The organism is Oscillibacter hominis, from assembly GCF_014334055.1.
GTDB classification, from domain to species: Bacteria; Bacillota; Clostridia; order Oscillospirales; family Oscillospiraceae; genus Oscillibacter; species Oscillibacter hominis.
The window spans coordinates 306167-326542 of the sequence record NZ_CP060490.1; the positions used below are offsets into that span (position 1 = coordinate 306167).

The window sequence follows — 20376 nt, forward strand, 5'->3', positions numbered from 1 at the left end:
ACAGGGTGTGGGAAAAAGCAAGAGGAAGTTGTTCGAAATGTAACAACAAGCCCGCGCGTATCAAAAATGTACGGGCTTGGCTGGCGGACATGCGTGCAGATACAGGCAAGGCGGCGCTGCGCCGCTGAAGTCTATGAAGAAAGGTGAAGAACAAGATGGCCAAAGACAAGTATTACGGGAAGACTCTGCGCAAGAACTTTGCCCGGTACGAGGAAGTCATGCCCATGCCGAATCTTCTGGAAATTCAGAAGAAGTCCTACCAGTGGTTTTTGGACACCGGGCTGCGGGAGGTGTTTGCCGATGTGGCGGCAATCACCGATTTCGCCGGCAATCTGGAGCTGACGTTCATCGACTACACGATGAACGAGGCGCCCAAGTACGATGTGGAGGAGTGCAAGGCCCGGGACGCCACCTATGCTGCGCCTTTGAAGGTGAAAGTGCGCCTGCGCAATAAGGAGACCGAGGAGATCAAGGAGCAGGAGATCTTCATGGGTGATTTCCCGCTGATGACCCAGTCGGGCACCTTTGTCATCAACGGCGCCGAGCGCGTGGTGGTCTCCCAGATCGTCCGCAGCCCCGGCGTCTACTATGGCAAGGAGATCGACCTGAAGACCGATCTGCCGCTGCTGACCTCCACGGTGATCCCCTACCGTGGCGCCTGGCTGGAGTATGAGACCGACGCCTCCGAGGTGTTCTGGGTCCGCATCGATAAAAACCGCAAGCTGCCCATCACCTGCCTGCTGCGGGCGCTGGGGCTGAAGACCAACGAGGAGATTCTGGAGCGTTTCGGCGATGATCCCCGTGTGGCCGCCACGCTGGAGAAGGACCCCTGCACCACCTATGAGGACGCCATGCTGGAGATTTACCGCAAGCTCCGCCCCGGCGAGCCCCCCACGGTGGAGGCCAGCGAGACCCTGATCCACAACCTGTTCTTCGATCCCCGGCGCTACGACCTGTCCATCGTGGGCCGGTATAAATTCAATAAAAAGCTCTCCCTGTGGCACCGGGTGGCGGGCCAGAAGCTGCTCTATCCCGTGGCCGATCCGGCCACCGGTGAACTCCTCTTTGAGGACGGCCATGTGCTGACCACCGCCGAGGCCCGGGAGTTGGACGACATCGGCGTCTATGAGGTGACGGTGGAGGTGGACGGGAAGCCCATGAAGGTCTTCTCCAACCACATGTGCGACTTGGGGCGCTACGTGGACTTCGATCCCCTGGCTGAGTGCGGGATCAAGGAGCGGGTGCGCTATGACGTGCTGCGTGAGATTCTGGACAGCGGCGCTGCCGGCGAGGAGCTGAAGGACGCCCTGCGCAGCCGGGTCGACGAGCTGGTGCCCAAGCACATCATCGTGGACGACATCCTGGCCTCCGTCAACTACATGAACGGCCTGGCGGCGGGCCTTTCCACCAAGGACGACATCGACCATCTGGGCAACCGCCGCCTGCGCTGCGTGGGCGAACTGCTGCAAAACCAGTTCCGCATCGGCTTTTCCCGGATGGAGCGGGTCATCCGTGAGCGCATGACCATCCAGGACCTGGATATCGTCACGCCCCAGAGCCTCATCAACATCCGCCCGGTCACCGCGGCCATCAAGGAGTTCTTTGGCTCCAGCCCCCTGAGCCAGTTCATGGACCAGACCAACCCCCTGGCCGAACTGACCCACAAGCGCCGCCTCAGTGCCCTGGGCCCCGGCGGCCTTTCCCGGGAGCGGGCCAACATGGAGGTCCGCGACGTCCACTACAGCCACTACGGCCGCATGTGCCCCATTGAGACCCCTGAAGGACCCAACATCGGCCTGATCTCCTATCTTGCGACTTACGCCCGGATCAACGAGTACGGCTTTATCGAGGCGCCCTACCGGGCTGTGGATCACGAGACGGGCAAGGTCTCCGACGAGGTGACCTACATGACCGCCGATGTGGAGGATCAGTATATTGTCGGCCAGGCCACAGAGCCCACGGACGAAAACGGCTGCCTGATCAACCCCCGTATCACCTGCCGCCACCGGGATGAAATCATCGAGGTGGACCGTGAGCTGGTGGACTATATCGACGTCTCTCCCCGGATGATGGTCTCCATTGCCACGGCCATGATCCCCTTCCTGCCCAACGACGACGCAAACCGTGCCCTGATGGGCGCGAACATGCAGCGCCAGGCAGTGCCTCTGCTCCGCCCGGAGGCCCCCATCGTGGGCACCGGCATGGAGCACAAGATCTGCATCGACTCCGAGGTGGCGGTGCTGGCCGAGGGCGACGGCGAGGTCGCATCCGTGGACGCGCGCCACGTCACCGTCAAGTACGACAGCGGCGAGACCAAGGAGTATAAGCTGACCAAGTTCCTCCGGTCCAACCACGGCACCTGCATCAACCAGCGTCCCATCGTGGATGTGGGCGAGCGGGTCCACGGTGCCCGGATGGGTGAAAACGGCCAGATGGAGGACCCCACCGTCCTGGCTGACGGGCCTGCCACCGATCAGGGCGAAATCGCCCTGGGCCACAACATCCTGGTGGGCTTCATGACCTGGGAGGGCTACAACTACGAGGACGCCGTACTGCTCAACGAGCGGCTGGTCCGGGAGGATGTGTATACCTCCATCCACATCGAGGAGTATGAGATTGACTCCCGCGACACCAAGTTGGGGCCCGAGGAGATCACCCGGGATATTCCCAACGTGGGCGAGGACGCCCTGAAGGACCTGGACGAGAACGGCATCATCCGCATCGGCGCCGAGGTCCACTCCGGCGACATCTTAGTGGGCAAGGTCACCCCCAAGGGCGAGACCGACCTCACCGCCGAGGAACGGCTCCTGCGGGCCATCTTCGGCGAAAAGGCCCGGGAGGTCCGCGACACCTCCCTGAAAGTGCCTCACGGCGAGTCCGGCATCATCGTGGATGCCCGGGTCTTCACCCGTGAAAAGGGCGACGAGTTGGGCCCCGGCGTCAACCAGGTGGTCCGTGTCTATATCGCACAGCGCAGAAAAATCCAGGTGGGTGACAAGATGGCCGGCCGCCACGGCAACAAGGGCGTCGTCTCCCGTGTGCTGCCCCAGGAGGATATGCCCTTCCTGCCCGACGGCACGCCGCTGGACATCGTGCTGAACCCCCTGGGCGTGCCCTCCCGTATGAACATCGGCCAGGTGCTGGAGGTCCATCTGGGCTACGCGGCCCACAAGCTGGGCTGGAAGGTGGCCACCCCCATCTTCGACGGCGCCAGCATGGAGGAGGACATCTCCGCCGCGCTGGCGGAGGCCGGCCTGGACCCCGAGGGCAAGAGCTGGCTCTTCGACGGCCGAACCGGCGAGCGCTTTGACAACAAGGTCACCGTGGGCTATGTCTACTTCCTCAAGCTGCACCATCTGGTGGACGACAAGATCCACGCCCGCTCCACCGGCCCCTACTCCCTTGTGACGCAGCAGCCTCTGGGCGGCAAGGCCCAGTTCGGCGGCCAGCGGTTCGGTGAGATGGAAGTGTGGGCCCTGGAGGCCTATGGCGCGGCCTACACCCTCCAGGAGATCCTGACGGTGAAGTCCGACGACGTCACCGGCCGTGTCCGCACCTATGAGGCCATTGTCAAGGGCCACAACGTGCCCACTCCCGGCGTGCCTGAATCCTTCAAGGTGCTGGTCAAGGAGCTGCAGTCCCTGTGCCTGGACATCCAGGTGCTGGACCGCAACGGCAACCTCATCGACCTCAAAGAGGATGAGGACGCCATGGACACCTTCAATCTGGCCCGGATGGACGCCGAGGATGAACGCAACCGCAGCTTCGCCGACGACAGCGAGTTCCAGGAATCCGGCTTTGACATCGAAGATGTGGAAGAGGGGGACGACGAACCCCTGGAAGACGGCCTGGACGAAGAATAATTTAGAAATCGTCCGTTTCTGAATGAGAATAAGGAGGATTTGCATATGAGCGATATGAGCAATGTCGGCGCCGCCGGCGAGGTTGCTTTTGACGCGATAAAAATCGGGGTTGCCTCCCCTGAAATGATTCATGAGTGGTCCTTCGGCGAGGTGAAAAAGCCGGAGACCATCAACTACCGCACCCTGAAGCCGGAGCGGGACGGGCTGTTCTGCGAGCGGATTTTCGGGCCCACCAAGGACTGGGAGTGCCACTGCGGAAAGTATAAGAAAATCCGCTACAAGGGCAAGATCTGCGACCGCTGCGGCGTGGAGGTCACCCGGGCCAAGGTCCGCCGTGAGCGCATGGGCCACATCGAGCTGGCCACCCCGGTCTCCCACATCTGGTATTTCAAGGGCATTCCCTCCCGCATGGGGCTGCTGCTGGACATCTCTCCCCGCATTCTGGAGAAGGTGCTTTACTTTGCCGCCTATATTGTCACCGACGCCGGCGACACGCCCCTGGTGAAAAACCAGATCCTCTCGGAAAAGGAGTACAGGGACTTCCGGGAAAAGTACGAGGACGACTTTGACGCCGGCATGGGCGCCGAGGCGGTGAAAAAGCTGCTTTGCACCGTTGGCCTGGATGTTGAGCAGAGCCGCCGCAAGCTGGAGCTGCTGGATAAGAAGGACCGCACCGAGGAGGAAGAGGCGGAACTGGAGTCCCTCAACGGCCTGGTGAAGCTCTCCGAGGAGCTCCATGCGGAGCTGAAGGACGCCTCCGGACAGAAGAAGGCCCGGGTGGTCAAGCGCCTGGAGGTGGTGGATGCCTTCCGTCTCTCCGGCAACAAGCCCGAGTGGATGATCATTGACGTGCTTCCGGTGATCCCTCCGGAGCTGCGGCCCATGGTCCAGCTGGACGGCGGCCGGTTCGCCACCTCCGACCTGAACGACCTCTACCGCCGGGTCATCAACCGCAACAACCGCTTAAAGCGCCTGATCCAGCTCAACGCGCCGGACATCATCGTCCGCAACGAAAAGCGGATGCTTCAGGAGGCCGTGGACGCCCTGATCGACAACGGCCGCCGCGGCCGGGCGGTCACCGGCGCCAACAACCGGGCCTTAAAATCCCTGAGCGACCTCCTCAAGGGCAAGCAGGGCCGCTTCCGCCAGAACCTGCTGGGCAAGCGCGTGGACTATTCCGGCCGCTCCGTCATCGTGGTCGGCCCCGAGTTGAAGATCTACCAGTGCGGCGTGCCCAAGGAAATGGCCGTGGAGCTGTTCCGGCCCTTCATCATGAAGAAGCTGGTGGAGGACGGCAGCGCCAACAACATCAAGTCCGCCAAAAAGATGGTGGATAAGGGCCGGACCGAGGTGTGGGACGCCCTGGATGAGATCATCAAGGACCACCCCGTCATGCTCAACCGCGCCCCGACCCTGCACCGTCTGGGCATCCAGGCCTTTGAGCCGGTGCTGGTGGAGGGCCGCGCGCTGAAGCTGCATCCCCTGAACTGCACCGCCTTCAACGCCGACTTCGACGGCGACCAGATGGCCATTCACGTCCCCCTCAGCGCCGAGGCCCAGGCCGAGGCCCGTATCCTCATGCTCTCCGCCAACAACCTGCTCCGCCCCCAGGACGGCGGGCCTGTCACCGTGCCTACTCAGGATATGGTGCTGGGCTCCTACTACCTGACCATGGAGCGTGTGGAGGACGCCATGTCCCAGATGTATCCCGCCGGTGAGGAGCCGGAGGAATATCATCCCCCGGTCTACCGGGACGAGGACGAGGCCATGATGGCCTACAACGAGCACGCGGTGGGCATCCATGCGCCCATCCGGGTGCGCCGTACCTGCACGGTGGACGGAGCCACCTACACCCGGGTGGTGGGCACCACCATCGGCCGGATCATCTTCAACCGCAACCTGCCCCAGGACCTGGGCTTTGTGGACCGCACCGATCCCGAGCACGTGTGCGACTATGAGATCACCTTCCAGTGCGGCAAGAAGCAGCTGGGCCAGATCGTGGACCGGACCATTCAGAAGCACGGCTTCACCATGGCCGCCGAGGTGCTGGACGCCATCAAGGCCACGGGCTACAAGTACTCCACCCGCGCAGCCATCACCATCTCCATCGCGGACATGGCCGTGCCCGCCAAGAAGTACGAGCTCATCAACGAGACCGAGGACCGCGTCCTTGACATTGAAAACCAGTATAAGATGGGCTTCATGACCGACGACGAGCGCTACCGCCAGGTGGTGAAGGAGTGGGAGAAGACCACCAACGACGTCACCGACGCCCTGCAGGCCAGCCTGGACCGCTACAACCCCATCTATATGATGGCCGACTCCGGCGCCCGCGGATCCATGAAGCAGATCCGCCAGCTGGCCGGCATGCGCGGACTGATGGCCAACACCGCCGGCAAGACCATCGAAATCCCCATCAAGGCAAACTTCCGTGAGGGCCTGAGCGTGCTGGAGTACTTTATCTCCTCCCGAGGCGCCCGTAAGGGCCTGGCCGATACCGCCCTGCGTACCGCAGACTCCGGTTACCTGACCCGCCGCATGGTGGATGTCTCCCAGGACGTCATCATCCGGGAAGAGGACTGCGGCGTGGACCACGGCATCGTGGTCAGCGAGATCAGCGAAAACGGCCAGGTGATCGAGAAATTCTCCGACCGCATCCGGGGCCGCTATCCGGTCCACGACATCCTGGATCCCCAGACCGGCGAGGTGCTGATCTCCCATGAGAAGATGATGGATGAGTCCGACGCCAAGCTGCTGGAGGCCCATGGCATCACCTCCGTGGAGATCCGCACGGTGCTGACCTGCCGCGCCCACAGCGGCGTGTGCGCCAAGTGCTACGGTATGAACCTGGCTACCTCCAAGCCCGTGGGCCCCGGCGAGGCCGTAGGCATCATCGCCGCCCAGTCCATCGGCGAGCCCGGCACCCAGCTGACCATGCGTACGTTCCACACCGGCGGCGTGGCCGGCGGCGACATCACCCAGGGTCTTCCCCGTGTTGAGGAGCTGTTCGAGGCCCGCAAGCCCAAGAAGATGGCCCAGCTGGCGGAGATCGGCGGCAAGGTCAAATTCGAAGAGGCCACCAAGGGCAGCCTGCTGGATATCACCATCACCGCCGACGACGGCGACACCCGCACCTACTCTGTGCCCCACACGGGTCTGCTGGTCAAGGATGGAGACGTGATCGAGAAGGGCACCGCGCTGATGTACGGCGCGCTGAACCCCCACGAAGTGCTCCGCCTGCGGGGAGAGGGCGCCGTGTACAACTACCTGATCCAGGAAGTCCTGCGCGTGTACCGCCAGCAGGGCGTTGACATCAACGATAAGCACATCGAGGTCATTGTCCGCCAGATGATGCGCAAGGCCCGGGTGGAGGATTCCGGCGACACCAGGCTGCTCTCCGGCTCCATGGTGGATGTGCTGGAGCTGTCCGACGCCAACGAGGAGATCCGCCGCCGCAACGCCGCCGGCGAGACCAACGACCAGGGTGAGCCCCTGCGGGAGGCCCAGGCCACCCAGCTGCTGATGGGTATCACCAAGGCTTCTTTGGCCACGGACTCCTTCCTCTCCGCCGCGTCCTTCCAGGAGACCACCAAGGTCTTGACCGAGGCCGCCATCAAGGGCAAGGTGGACCACCTGGTGGGCCTGAAGGAGAACGTCATCATCGGCAAGCTGATCCCTGCCGGAACCGGCCTGGACGCCTACCGCAACTTTGCGGAGGAACTGGTGCCCGGCGAGGAGCCCCGGCAGGCCGATGCGCTGGCAGAGGCCTACGTGGACTGAGTTCCCCGCGGCCGCAGGATGGAGCGCATCGGCTGCTCTTCCTAAAAGCTGTCAAAATGCAACAACGCCCCGCGGCCTTTTAGGCTGCGGGGCGTTGTTCAAAACGGATCAGGGCTTGGGCAGGATGAATTCCTGGGCGCCGAAGGTCTCGCTGGTGACGCTGCCGGCGGGCAGGACAACGACGGGGTTGCCGTCATCGCTGAGGTGGAATTCCGTTGAGTCGTCGATGGAGACGTATTCGGTGAGGGGCTTTTCCTCCGTGATGGGGAAATACTTGATGTCCGGATTCTTCTCCATGCGGTTGCCCATCTGCATTTCAATGGTATCTCCGATAAACTCGGCATAGTCCTCGCCGTACAGCTCGGCCAGGGTGGCGGGCTCTGAACTGCCATCCCCCTGCGAGGAGGCCAGGGAAGCTGCGTTTTGCGATGCGCTCCCGGAAGGGGCGGGCCCGCAGGCTGCCAAAAGCAGCAGCGCCAGGGCAAGGGGAAAAAGGGCTGGGATTCGTTTCATGTCGGATTCCTCCTTCGTCTTGTAAACATTGTTGACTGTACCGGATAGACGGCGGAAGGCGAAAAAAAGTTTGAACCCCGGGCCCGCCTCGAACCGATCCGGCCGCTCCGGGGCGCCGGAGAAATATGGATGGTAAATTCCCGATAAAATGGGAGGAAGGGGAAATACGGACGAATCCCGGACAAACCGGACAATTTTTCGGGATTTCTATTGACGATCCCATCCAGGCATGATATAATTCTAATCCGCGCGGAATGTTGTCCGCGAATTTCGCCATGCGAATCAGGAGGAATGCTCCATGTTGGAGGAACTGGCCTCCCGGGACAAGGTCATTGGCGTGAAACAGTCCCGCAGGGCCATCGCCGAAGGGAAGGCTGCCAAGGCGTTTTTTGCCTGTGACGCCGATCCCGCCGTGCTGGAGGGCCTGCGGCTCGGCTGTGCCGAACAGGGAGTCCCCACAGAGGAGGACCACAGCATGTCCGAGCTGGGACGCGCCTGCCGCATTTCAGTGGGGGCTGCCGTGGCGGTCCTGCTGAAGTAGTTTTTTTCGGAATATTTTACCGTATTCCGCAAAAAATATAGCCTGATGCGTTTTGCACCGGCAAGAATATCAAAGAAAGGAGAACAGTATGCCTACTTTTAATCAGTTGGTCAGAAAGGGAAGAGAACAGGCTACCTACAAGTCCAATTCTCCCGCCATGCAGTATGGTCTGAACACCTTGAAGAACAAGAACACAGATCTGCCCTCTCCCCAGAAGAGAGGCGTGTGCACCGCCGTGAGAACTGCGACCCCCAAGAAGCCGAACTCTGCACTGCGTAAGATCGCCCGTGTGCGTCTTACCAACGGTTACGAAGTCACCGCCTATATCCCCGGCGTGGGTCACTCCCTGCAGGAGCACTCCGTCGTGATGATCCGCGGCGGTCGTGTCAAGGATCTGCCTGGTGTCCGTTACCACATCATCCGCGGCACGCTGGACACCCAGGGCGTCTCCGGCCGTATGCAGGCTCGTTCCAAGTACGGCGCCAAGAGACCCAAGTCCAAGTAAGGACAAAATTGAAAGCTGTTCCGAATAGGCTGATATAAAAGTAGCAGTCCTCTTTGGCAGCTCACGGAAGGCGGGTGCCTTTCGAGTACCTATGAAATCATAGATTATTATGAAGGAGGGAAGCATAGTGCCCAGAAGAGGAAATGTTCCCAAAAGAGAAATCTTGCCCGATCCCATCTACGGCTCCGTACTGGTGACCAAGCTGGTCAACAGCATCATGCTGGACGGCAAAAAAGGCGTTGCTCAGAAGGTTGTCTACGGTGCTTTCGACACAGTGAAAGAAAAGACTGAGAAGGATCCCCTTGAGGTATTCACTCAGGCAATGGAAAATATCATGCCCAGCCTGGAGGTCAAGGCCCGCCGTGTGGGCGGCGCCACCTATCAGGTTCCTATGGAAGTCCGCCCCGCACGGCGTCAGACCCTGGGTCTGCGCTGGCTGACCGCCTATGCCCGCGCCCGCAGTGAGAAGACCATGGCGGAGCGTCTGGCCGGCGAGATTATGGATGCTGCCAATAACACCGGCAGCGCAGTGAAAAAGCGTGAGGATACGCACAAGATGGCCGAGTCCAACAAGGCGTTCGCACACTTCCGCTGGTAAGAGGAGAACAGTATGCCAAGAAAAACACCTCTCCAAAATACAAGAAATATCGGAATTATGGCCCACATCGATGCAGGAAAGACCACCACGACGGAGCGTATCCTGTACTACACCGGTGTGAACTATAAGATCGGTGAAACCCACGATGGTACTGCTACCATGGACTGGATGGCCCAGGAGCAAGAGCGCGGCATCACCATCACTTCCGCTGCCACCACCTGCTTCTGGACTGGCTCCAAGAACCAGTTCCCCCAGACCCGGATCAACATCATCGACACCCCGGGCCACGTGGACTTCACCGTGGAAGTGGAGCGCTCGCTGCGTGTGCTGGACGGCTCCGTGACTGTGCTGTGCGCCAAGGGCGGCGTGGAGCCCCAGTCTGAGACCGTGTGGCGCCAGGCCGACAACTACAAAGTCCCCCGCATGATCTATGTCAACAAGATGGACATCATGGGCGCTGATTTTTACAACGTCCTGCGTATGGTCCACGACCGGCTCAAGTGCAATGCGGTGCCCATCCAGCTGCCCATCGGCAAGGAGGACACCTTCAAGGGCATTGTGGACCTGATCGAGATGAACGCGGATGTCTATTACGACGACCTGGGCAAGGACATGCGTGTGGAGTCCATCCCTGAGGACATGGTGGACCTGGCCAACGAGTACCGCGAAAAGCTGATGGACGCCGTGGCCATGGTGGACGAGGAGTTGATGGAGCTGTATCTGGGCGGCGAGGAGATCCCCACCGACCGGATCCGCAAGGCCATCCGTGAGGCCACCATCGCCAATGAGATGGTACCCGTCACCTGCGGCACCTCCTACAAGAACAAGGGCGTGCAGAAGCTGCTGGATGCCATTGTGGATTTCATGCCCTCCCCCACGGATATTCCCGCCATCAAGGGTGTGAACCCCGACAGCGGCGAGGAGGACGAGCGTCCCTCCGACGACAACGCGCCCTTCTCCGCCCTGGCCTTTAAGATCATGACCGACCCCTTCGTTGGCCGCCTGAGCTTTTTCCGTGTGTATTCCGGCCATTTGACCACCGGCTCTTCCGTGCTCAACAGCACCAAGGGGCAGAAGGAGCGCATCGGCCGGATTCTGCAGATGCACGCCAACCACAGAGAGGACATCGACGAGGTGTTCTCCGGTGACATTGAAGCCGCCGTGGGCCTGAAGAACACCACCACCGGCGACACCCTTTGCGATGAAAAGCATCCCATCATTCTGGAGTCCATGGAATTCCCCGACCCGGTCATCCGCGTCGCCATCGAGCCCAAGACCAAGGCTGGTCAGGAGAAGATGGGCGTTGCGCTGATGAAGCTGGCTGAAGAGGATCCCACCTTCAAGACCTGGACCGATGAAGAGACCGGCCAGACCATCATCGCCGGCATGGGCGAGCTCCATCTGGAGATCATCGTCGACCGCCTGCTCCGCGAGTTCAAGGTGGAGGCCAATGTGGGCGCTCCCCAGGTCGCCTACAAGGAGACCATCAAGAAGGCTGTGGATCAGGATACCAAATATGCCCGCCAGTCCGGCGGTAAGGGCCAGTACGGCCACGTCAAGATCCACGTGGAACCCAACGAGTCCGGCAAGGGCTATGAGTTCGTCAATGCCGTGGTGGGCGGTGCCGTGCCCAAGGAGTATATCCCCGCCGTGGACGCCGGTATCCAGGGCGCCATGCTGGGCGGTGTGCTGGCCGGATATCCTGTTGTGGACGTCAAGGTCACGCTGTTCGATGGTTCCTACCACGAAGTCGACTCCTCCGAAATGGCGTTTAAGATCGCAGGCTCCATGGCCTTCAAGGAGGCTATGCGCAAAGCCGATCCCACGCTGTTAGAGCCCATCATGAAGGTCTGTGTCATCGTCCCCGACGAGTATATGGGCGACGTCATCGGCGACCTGAACAGCCGCCGCGGCCAGATCCAGGGCTTTGAAGCCCGTCCCGGCGCACAGCAGATCGACGCCTTTGTGCCTCTGGCCGAGATGTTTGGCTATGCCACGGATCTCCGGTCCCGCACGCAGGGCCGCGGTCAGTACACCATGGAGCCCTCCCACTATATCGAAATCCCCAAGAGCATCCGGGACAAGATTGTGGAGACCCGCTCCGCCGGGAAGAACGAACAGTAAAATAACTGTTGCTTTTCCCCGCGATTTACTGTAAAATGGCAACGATAACGTATTTTATCTTGCTGAATGTTTGAAATCGTAATTTGTTAGGAGGATTTTTCAAATGGCTAAGCAGAAATTTGAAAGAACTAAGCCCCATATCAACATTGGCACCATTGGTCACGTTGACCATGGCAAGACCACTCTGACCGCTGCCATCACCAAGTGGCTGTCCCTGCAGGGCGGCGCTTCCTTCACCGACTACGCCAGCATTGATAAGGCTCCTGAAGAGAAGGAGCGCGGCATCACCATCAACACCTCTCACGTGGAGTATGAGACTGCTAAGCGTCACTATGCTCACGTTGACTGCCCGGGCCATGCCGACTATATCAAGAACATGATCACCGGTGCCGCTCAGATGGACGGCGCCATCCTGGTCATCGCCGCCTCCGACGGCCCCATGGCTCAGACCCGTGAGCACATCCTGCTGGCCCGTCAGGTGGGCGTGCCCGCCATCGTTGTGTTCCTGAACAAGTGCGATCAGGTGGACGACGAGGAGCTGATCGAGCTGGTGGAGATGGAAGTCCGCGAGCTGCTGAGCAAGTACGAGTTCCCCGGCGATGATATTCCCATCATCCGCGGCAGTGCTCTGAACGCCCTGGTCTGCGAGTCCAACGATCCCGCTGCTCCCGAGTATGCCTGCATCAAGGAGCTGATGGACGCTGTTGACGACTATATCCCCACTCCCGCCCGTAACGACGACCTGCCCTTCCTGATGCCTGTTGAGGACGTGTTCACCATCTCCGGCCGCGGCACCGTGGCAACCGGCCGTGTGGAGCGCGGCGTCCTGAAGCTGAGTGAGGAAGTCGAGATTGTCGGCCTGTCTGATGAGAAGAAGAAGACCGTCGTCACCGGCATTGAGATGTTCCACAAGCTGCTGGATTACGCTGAGGCCGGCGACAACATCGGCGCTCTGCTGCGCGGCGTTGCCAAGACCGACATCGAGCGCGGTCAGGTTCTGTCCAAGCCCGGCTCCATTCACCCCCACACCAAGTTCAAGGGCCAGGTTTACGTCCTGTCCAAGGATGAAGGCGGCCGTCACACCCCCTTCTTCAACAACTATCGTCCTCAGTTCTACTTCCGTACCACCGACGTCACCGGCGTCATCTCCCTGCCCGAGGGCGTTGAGATGTGCATGCCCGGCGACAACGTGGATATGAACGTTGAGCTGATTACCCCCATCGCCATTGAGAAGGGCCTGCGTTTCGCTATCCGTGAGGGTGGCCGTACCGTCGGCTCCGGCGTTGTCATCGAGATCAACGAATAATTTTAGTCTGCCTGAAAAAGAGGAGCCTTTTGGCTCCTCTTTTTTTCATGTAACCCACCGCCGAGCTCGTCACAGATGCTACCGGGAACTGGAGCCCTCGCCCTCTTGGTCCGGAAAACGCAGGGTAGACTGGAACCCATCCTCGCCGGCCATAAAGAGGTCGCCAGCGATGACATTCCCGGCGCACAGATAGAGGTTGGCCTGCACATCGGAGGCAGCGCCGGGATAGTTGGTGATCCGATAGGTAAAGCGCTCCACCCGGCGGCCCAGGTAGTCGGTCAGGTCAAACCCCTGCTGTTTCTGGAGGTCGTTATAAGAGGCGTAGGTGTCCGCCCCATCCTCGGGCAGCAAAAGCTCCAGGGTTTCCACCGGGTCCGGAGCCACCTCCCAGCCCAGGGACTCCAGATAGGCCACCCGCTGTTCGTTTGTCTCAATCTGCTGAGGGATGGGCAGCCCCTCCTCACGGTGCAGCGCACCGCTCAGCAAAATCAGGCCGATTGCAGCAAGAGCGCCCAACAATACCCAAATCACGGCCTTTCGCTTGGTCATCGTAACAATCCACATAAAACTTCCCTCCTACAGATTCCTTATTACTTTTCCCCTGAATTTATGCTATGATATCCAAAAGGATGGAAAGAGGCGAGCGGATGGAGAAACTGCGGCTGGATAAAATTGTATCCGCCACCGGGCTTTATTCCCGCCGGGAGGTCAAGGCGCTGGTGCGCCAGGGCAGGATCCTGGCGGATGGAAGGCCGGTGCGTTCGGCGGATGAGAAGTTTGACCCGGAGGAAACGGAACTCCTTCTGGATGGGGAACGGATCGACTATCAGGAATACACCTATCTTATGATGAATAAGCCTGCGGGAGTCCTCTCCGCCACGGAGGACGCCAAAGGGCGGACGGTGCTCTCTCTTTTGCCGCCGGAGCTGCAAAAGAGAAACCTCTTCCCGGTGGGGCGGCTGGATAAGGATACGGAGGGGCTTTTGCTGCTGACCAACGACGGCCCCCTGGCCCATGAGCTGCTCTCGCCCAGGCACCATGTGGATAAAGTCTACTATGCCCGGGTGGAAGGGGAAGTGGACGCATCGGACTGCAGGGCCTTTGCAGAGGGTATGACGCTGGGAGACGGGCTCCGGTGCATGCCGGCGCAGCTTCGCATCGGCGACGCGCCGGACACCTGCTATGTGACGCTACAGGAGGGGAAATTCCATCAGGTCAAGCGGATGCTGGCCGACAGGGGAAAACCGGTGAAATACCTGAAACGACTGCGAATGGGCAATTTGACGTTAGATTCGAAACTTTCCCCGGGAGCCTTTCGTTTTTTGTCATCGGACGAATTAAAAAACTTAAAAAATTTTGGAAGGTGAGTTGGATTTTTTCCAATGTTCAACAAAAAACCCCAAGTTTTTTTGTTGAAAAAAGAAAAAACTTCTTGCATTGTGACAAGTTTCCCGTTATAATATCTGTGTTGACAGATTGCACAAATAAGGACTGTGAGCCCTTTTAAGAGGAGGAGAACAGATGTCAGGAAGAATTTTTCAAAATGTTGTCCTGCAGCTGAAGGAAAACACGGATCGCACCATAGGTGTGATCGACGGCGAGGGTATTGTCATTGCCTGCAGTGAACTCTCCATGATCGGCCAGCGGTGGCCCGACTATGTAAGTGCCATCAACAATGCCGACGGCGCCATCATCACCTCCGACGGAAAGACCTTCAAGGCCCTGGCGGGCTGGGGCGCACAGTTTGACTATGCGGCTTTTGTCTCCGGGGACAATGAGATCAGCAGGACGGTCTGCGCCATGTCCACCGTGTCCCTCAATTCGGCCAAGGCCTATTATGAGGAAAAGCATGACAGAGGCTCCTTTGTCAAGGACATCATCTCCGACAACATCATGTTGGGGGATATCTACATGCGGGCCAAGGAACTGCGGGTGGCCACCGACGTGCCCCGGGGCGTATTTGTGGTGCGCTCTTTGAAAAAGGGCGAGTCCGTGCCCATCGATGTGCTGCAGGCCCAGTTCCCGGACCGCCAGAACGATTTTGTGCTCAGTGTGGGCGAGGGCGACGTGGTGCTGATCCACCAGGTGGGTGAGAGCGCCGGCATCAAGGAGCTGAACAAAGTGGCCTCCACGCTGGAGGAATCGCTGCGCAGCGGGGCGGAGAGCACGGTGGTCGTGGGCATCGGCACCGTGGCGAACCATCTGCGCGAGCTGGCGAAATCCTACAAGGAAGCCCAGATCGCCATCGAGGTGGGCAAGGTCTTCGACACGGAGAAGTACATCGTCAATTATGAGAACCTGGGGATCGGCCGGCTGATCTATCAGCTGCCCACCACACTCTGTGAGATGTTCCTCCAGGAGGTATTTAAGAAAAACCCCATCGATGCCCTGGACCATGAGACGCTCTTTACCATCCACAAGTTCTTTGACAACAACCTGAACGTGTCGGAGACGGCGCGCAAGCTGTTCGTCCACCGGAACACCCTGGTCTACCGGCTGGAGAAGATCAAAAAGCTCACCGGCTTGGACCTGCGTGAGTTCGACGACGCCATCACCTTCAAGGTGGCCCTGATGGTCAAGAAATACCTGACCTCCCGGGGGATCGATGCCTGAGGAAGGATTCCGCGCGGCAAAAGCCGTGCGGAATTTTTTTATATGCACGGACCGTCCAAACCGGAATCTTTTTTGCGATTTTTTTACGTTCCCTGTTGCGAAAGGAAAAAGACTTCGATATAATAAGAACGATATGGAATTATGTCGACTACAAGGGATTGTGGTCGAACAAAACGATATGGTTAAGGAAGCGGAGCGGGACTGGCGTTTAAAACGGCCTATGACGCGCGCTTCCTTTGACTGGACAAAAGGCCAGCGGCCGCCTGCGGCGCCAACGCCAACGGAGTTTAAAAGGATTCAGGTTCAGCTGGTTGATTATGAATGCCATACTGTGAGGGAGAAGCATGATACGTTTGAAGGATGTGGAGCTGGAGTATCCCAACGGTGCCCAGGCGATCCGCGGTATTACCATGACCATTGAGGATGGAGAGTTTGTCTTTATGGTGGGGCCCTCCGGCTCGGGAAAATCCACCATCATCAAGCTGCTGACAGCTGAGATCGAGCCCACGGCGGGGCGGATCATGGTCAACGGGTTCAGCATGAACAACATTTCCCAGCGCCAGATTCCCCTGATGCGGCGCACCATCGGCGTCATTTTTCAGGACTTCCGGCTGATCGAGAAAAAATCGGTCTACGACAATCTGTCCTTTGCCATGCGGGCGGTGGGGGCCTCTCCCAAGGAGATCAAAAACCGCATCCCCTATGTACTGGAGTTGGTGGGCCTGGACAACAAGGGCCGCCGCCTGCCCTCGGAGCTCTCCGGCGGTGAGCAGCAGCGCGTGGCCATCGCCCGGGCACTGGTGAACAACCCCGCCACCATCATCGCCGACGAGCCCACCGGCAACCTGGACCCCGCCCGGTCATTGGAAATCATGATGCTGCTGGAACGGATCAACGCCCTGGGTACCACTGTGGTGGTGGTGACCCATGAAAAGGATTTGGTGGACCGCTTTTCCAAGCGGGTGATCGCCCTGGAACAGGGAAAGATCGTCAACGACGGACACGCCTATTATGGAGGGCCCCAGCAATGAGAAAACACGATTTCGGCTACTTCTTTCACGAGGGCCTGTCCAATATGTTCAGCCACGGCTTCATGTCCTTCGCCGCCGTTGGCATCACCGTGGCCTGCCTTTTGATTATGGGCACCTTCACCCTGGTGGCGGTCAATGCCGACGCAAATCTGAAGGACCTGGAAAATGAGAACGAGATTCTGGCCTTTGTGGACGAAAGCCTTTCCGAGGAGGAGGCCAGGGCGCTGGAGCAGAAGCTCACGGCAATTCCCAACGTCACCTCCGCTACCTTTGTCAGCCGGGAGGAGGCCCTGGCCTCCTTTGCGGAGGAGCACCCGGAGGAGGCGCTGTTCCAGGATCTGGACCCGGAGATTTTCCGCCACCGCTACGCCGTCCACGTGGCGGACCTGAAGCTCCAGGGCGAGACGGGCGAGCGGATCAAAGAGGTCAGCGGCATTGCCAAGATCAATGTCTATGAGGAGATTTCCAACGGCTTCATCACCGTCCGCAACATTGCCAGCGTGGTGTGCGCGGCGCTGATCGTGATTTTGTTTGTGGTCTCCGTCTTCATCATCTCCAACACCATCAAGCTCACCACCTTCGACCGGCGGGATGAAATCGCGATCATGAAGATGGTGGGCGCCACCAACGGCTTTATCCGCTGGCCCTTTGTCTATGAGGGCCTGATGATCGGGTTTATGGGCGCGGTCATCGCCTTTTTGCTCCAGTGGCTTCTCTATGAGGCTGTGGCCAAGGGCGTGGCCGGGTCCGACACCATGCAGCTTTTGAAGGTGGTGGATTTCTCCACCATGTGGAAGCCGGTGGCCGCGGTCTTCGCCGGCACCGGGCTGCTGGTGGGCGTGGGCGGAAGCCTGACTGCGATTCGCCGCTTTTTGCAGGTATAGGAGGGCTGCGGATGAAAAAACAGACACTGCGTATTTTGACTGCCATCGTGTGTGTGGTGCTGATGGTGACCACGGCCGCAGCCCCGGCGATGGCCGTCACCCAGGCGGACATCGACGCGCTGAAAAGCGACGCCAGCGACCTCTCCGCCCAGAAAAAGGCGCTCCAGCAGAAGCTGGACGCCCTTGCGGACGACAAGGCGAACGCGCTGGAGAAAAAGAACCTGCTGGACCAGCAGATCGGCAAGATCAGCGATGAAATATCAAACGTGGAGCAGCAGATTGCCACGTACGTCTCATTGATCTCCCAGACCCAAAAGGAACTGGAGGACGCCCAGGAGAAGGAGGCGGCCCAGTATGAGCTCTTTTGCAAGCGGGTGCGGGCCATGGAGGAGCGGGGGACCGTCAGCTACTGGTCGGTGCTGTTCGATGCCACCAGTTTTACGGACCTGCTCTCCAGTTTGGATTTTATCAATGAGATCATGGATTCGGACCAGCGGGTCATCGACGACCTGAAGGCGCTGCAGGAGGAAATCTCTGCCAAGAAGGCGGACTTGGAACAGCAGAAGGCCGATTCGGAGAGCGCCAAGGCGGACCTGGAGAGCAAGAAGTCGGAGCTGAATACCCAGCGCAAGGCTGCCGACGACCTGGTTAAGCAGATTCAGGCCAATGAGAGCGAGTATCAGGACACGCTGGACGCGATCGACGCCGAGGAGGAGGCCATCCAGGCGGAGATCATGAGGAAGTCCAAGGAACTGGCAGCCCAGCAGGCCGCGTCGGGCCAGACCACCACAGCGGCGCTGGGCGGCTACATCTGGCCGGTGCCCAGCCACCGGATCACCTCTCCCATGGGCAGCCGCTACACCGGCATCCCCGGCGCCTCCACCAACCATAAGGGCGTGGACATCGGCGGCGTGGGCTACACCACCGAGGTGCACGCCGCCAAGGCCGGCACGGTCATTGTGGCCCAGCACAGCAGCTCCTACGGCAATTACGTGGTGGTCAGCCACGGCAGCGGCAACACCACCCTCTACGGCCATATGAGCAGCCTGAAGGTCAGCGTGGGCCAGAGCGTGGCCCAGGGAGACGTGCTGGGCATCACCGGCTCCACCGGCATCTCCAGCGGACCCCACCTCCACTTTGAGATTACGGAGAACGGAAGCCGGGTCAACCCTCTGAACTATCTGACCGATTATGTCAAGGCCTGGTAAGAAATACACATACCCCCGGCTCCCGCTCCATAACATGGAGCGGGAGCTTTTTTCTGACAAAAAGGAGGACGGGTATATGTTTGGCTATGTGGAATGGGCTGGTGAGAAGCGGGTAAACTCCATATCGGCGGGAGAAGCGGTGATCTGCGGGATGCGGGTGTACCGGGTGGTGATCGGGCGGGAAAACCGGTTTTGGGCGGGCCGGGCCGCCAGGGCGATGCAGCGCGGCGGCATCCGGCAGGCAATTTTCCCCCAGGGCTTCCCCTATCCGGAGGTGTTTCTCAAGCGGGGTGTCCGGCCGGTGGACCCCCAGCCGCTGCACCGTCAGCTGGCCGCCGAGGCGGTGCGCTGCGCCATGGTGGAGCTTGGCCTGACGGCGGGCAGTGCCGTCACCGCCGTGGTGGGGGACCGGCTCAGCGGCGATCTGCAGCGGGCGGTGACGGAGCTATGTCTGCGCAACCGCTATGTCCTGCTCTCGGTGCCTTACGGAGCGGAGGCCATGTGCCGCGGCCTTCAGCGGGAGTACGGCGTTTCGGTGCTGCAGCGTCCCACAGTGGAGCAGATAGAGCGCTCGGATATCCTGCTGCTCTTCGACCGCCGGGAGGAACTGAGCCTGCACAACCGGTGCGTGCTGCCCCTCTACGAGGGGGGCCAGGAGCGGTGGGTCCTGGGGCTGCCCGAGCAGATGAAGGTTCCATCCGGCTGCGAGGAGGAACAGCTGGCCGCGGCGCTGGTCCAGACTGGAATTCTGCGGGCAAATCAAATTGAAGTGAAGTCCTTGCGTTCCAATGCTTGACAATCCGGAAGGGATTCACTATAATACACTCCATGATTCATGGTATATAATAGTATAAGTATGTTCCCGCGGGGGCGATGCGTTTTTTGAAAACCATACAACAGAAAGGACCCGAGTGCATGAACAAAGAGTACAGAATGAGCGAGGCCCGCTTCCAGGAATTGCAGGAGGAGCTGAACTATCTGAAGACCACCCGCTCCGACGAGGTGGCCGAGATGATCAAAGTGGCTCGCGGCTTTGGCGACCTCAGTGAAAACAGCGAATACGACGAGGCCAAAAACGAGCAGGGCAAACTCTATTCCCGCATTGCCGAGCTGGAGGAAATTTTGCAGCATGTGGTGATCGTGGACGAGAGCAACGCCCCGTCCAACCAGGTGACCATCGGCTGCAAGGTGATCGTCACCGACAAAAAAACCGGCAAGGACCTGCCGCCCTATAAGATTGTGGGCTCCCAGGAGGCGGATCCCATGCACGGTGCCATCTCGGAGGAGTCGCCTTTCGGCAAGGCCCTGCTGGGGGCCAAAGAGGGCGCGGAAGTCAGTGTGGAGGCCCCCAAGGGGACGCTTATTTATATTGTCAAGAAGATCGAAAGATAAAAAAGTAAAGGATGGACG

Annotated in this window: 16 protein-coding genes; 14 read left to right on the plus strand and 2 right to left on the minus strand. The window is 59.8% G+C overall.

Going from position 1 to position 20376, the window contains the following annotated elements:
- Window positions 1–155 precede the first annotated feature (155 nt).
- Together rpoB and rpoC are read left to right on the plus strand one after the other, a co-directional pair.
- Window positions 156–3863 (plus strand): DNA-directed RNA polymerase subunit beta, encoded by a 3708-nt coding sequence (gene rpoB, locus H8790_RS01595; RefSeq protein ID WP_187333359.1) that lies wholly within the window; start codon window positions 156–158, stop codon window positions 3861–3863.
- Window positions 3864–3917: 54 nt separating this feature from the next.
- The gene (gene rpoC / locus H8790_RS01600) at window positions 3918–7643 is read left to right on the plus strand and encodes a DNA-directed RNA polymerase subunit beta' (RefSeq protein WP_187334203.1); all 3726 of its coding nucleotides are present in this window, start codon (window positions 3918–3920) and stop codon (window positions 7641–7643) included.
- A gap of 108 nt (window positions 7644–7751) precedes the next feature.
- Here rpoC and H8790_RS01605 read toward each other — a convergent pair whose 3' ends face one another.
- The gene (locus H8790_RS01605) at window positions 7752–8156 is read right to left on the minus strand and encodes a DUF3298 domain-containing protein (protein WP_187333360.1); all 405 of its coding nucleotides are present in this window, start codon (window positions 8154–8156) and stop codon (window positions 7752–7754) included.
- A 298-nt stretch (window positions 8157–8454) separates the two neighbouring features.
- Between H8790_RS01605 and H8790_RS01610 the strand changes: the two genes are divergently transcribed.
- The 5 genes from H8790_RS01610 (at window position 8455) to tuf (ending at window position 13230) form a co-directional block, all read left to right on the plus strand.
- On the plus strand, window positions 8455–8697 hold the full coding sequence (locus tag H8790_RS01610; protein ID WP_187333361.1) for a ribosomal L7Ae/L30e/S12e/Gadd45 family protein: 243 nt from the start codon (window positions 8455–8457) through the stop codon (window positions 8695–8697).
- A gap of 88 nt (window positions 8698–8785) precedes the next feature.
- Window positions 8786–9202 (plus strand): 30S ribosomal protein S12, encoded by a 417-nt coding sequence (gene rpsL / locus H8790_RS01615; protein WP_187333362.1) that lies wholly within the window; start codon window positions 8786–8788, stop codon window positions 9200–9202.
- Window positions 9203–9329: 127 nt separating this feature from the next.
- Window positions 9330–9800 (plus strand): 30S ribosomal protein S7, encoded by a 471-nt coding sequence (gene rpsG, locus H8790_RS01620; RefSeq protein ID WP_187333363.1) that lies wholly within the window; start codon window positions 9330–9332, stop codon window positions 9798–9800.
- A gap of 12 nt (window positions 9801–9812) precedes the next feature.
- Window positions 9813–11924 (plus strand): elongation factor G, encoded by a 2112-nt coding sequence (gene fusA / locus H8790_RS01625; RefSeq protein WP_187333364.1) that lies wholly within the window; start codon window positions 9813–9815, stop codon window positions 11922–11924.
- 103 nt (window positions 11925–12027) lie between these two features.
- Window positions 12028–13230 carry an elongation factor Tu gene (gene tuf / locus H8790_RS01630; protein WP_187333365.1) on the plus strand — a complete coding sequence of 401 codons (1203 nt, stop codon included), beginning with the start codon at window positions 12028–12030 and terminating at the stop codon, window positions 13228–13230.
- A 78-nt stretch (window positions 13231–13308) separates the two neighbouring features.
- Here tuf and H8790_RS01635 read toward each other — a convergent pair whose 3' ends face one another.
- Complete coding sequence (locus tag H8790_RS01635; protein WP_187333366.1) at window positions 13309–13794, minus strand: DUF4830 domain-containing protein; 486 nt, start codon at window positions 13792–13794, stop codon at window positions 13309–13311.
- 83 nt (window positions 13795–13877) lie between these two features.
- Here H8790_RS01635 and H8790_RS01640 point away from each other — a divergent pair, with 83 nt between their 5' ends.
- The 7 genes from H8790_RS01640 to greA all read left to right on the plus strand — a co-directional run bounded on the left by H8790_RS01640 (window position 13878) and on the right by greA (window position 20358).
- Complete coding sequence (locus tag H8790_RS01640) at window positions 13878–14597, plus strand: pseudouridine synthase (RefSeq protein WP_187333367.1); 720 nt, start codon at window positions 13878–13880, stop codon at window positions 14595–14597.
- 154 nt (window positions 14598–14751) lie between these two features.
- A complete protein-coding gene (locus H8790_RS01645; protein WP_187333368.1) occupies window positions 14752–15843 on the plus strand; it encodes a PucR family transcriptional regulator in 1092 nt (363 codons plus the stop codon).
- Window positions 15844–16187: 344 nt separating this feature from the next.
- Window positions 16188–16874: a cell division ATP-binding protein FtsE gene (gene ftsE / locus H8790_RS01650; protein ID WP_187333369.1), complete on the plus strand. Its 687-nt coding sequence runs from the start codon at window positions 16188–16190 to the stop codon at window positions 16872–16874.
- Window positions 16871–17758 carry a permease-like cell division protein FtsX gene (ftsX, locus tag H8790_RS01655; protein ID WP_187333370.1) on the plus strand — a complete coding sequence of 296 codons (888 nt, stop codon included), beginning with the start codon at window positions 16871–16873 and terminating at the stop codon, window positions 17756–17758. The genes ftsE and ftsX overlap by 4 nt, the downstream gene beginning before the upstream one ends.
- An 11-nt stretch (window positions 17759–17769) precedes the next feature.
- A complete protein-coding gene (locus tag H8790_RS01660; protein ID WP_187333371.1) occupies window positions 17770–18966 on the plus strand; it encodes a murein hydrolase activator EnvC family protein in 1197 nt (398 codons plus the stop codon).
- Window positions 18967–19042: 76 nt separating this feature from the next.
- Window positions 19043–19762 carry a hypothetical protein gene (locus tag H8790_RS01665; RefSeq protein WP_187333372.1) on the plus strand — a complete coding sequence of 240 codons (720 nt, stop codon included), beginning with the start codon at window positions 19043–19045 and terminating at the stop codon, window positions 19760–19762.
- A 119-nt stretch (window positions 19763–19881) separates the two neighbouring features.
- Window positions 19882–20358, plus strand: coding sequence for a transcription elongation factor GreA (greA, locus tag H8790_RS01670; RefSeq protein ID WP_187333373.1), 477 nt, complete (start codon window positions 19882–19884; stop codon window positions 20356–20358).
- Window positions 20359–20376 lie beyond the last annotated feature (18 nt).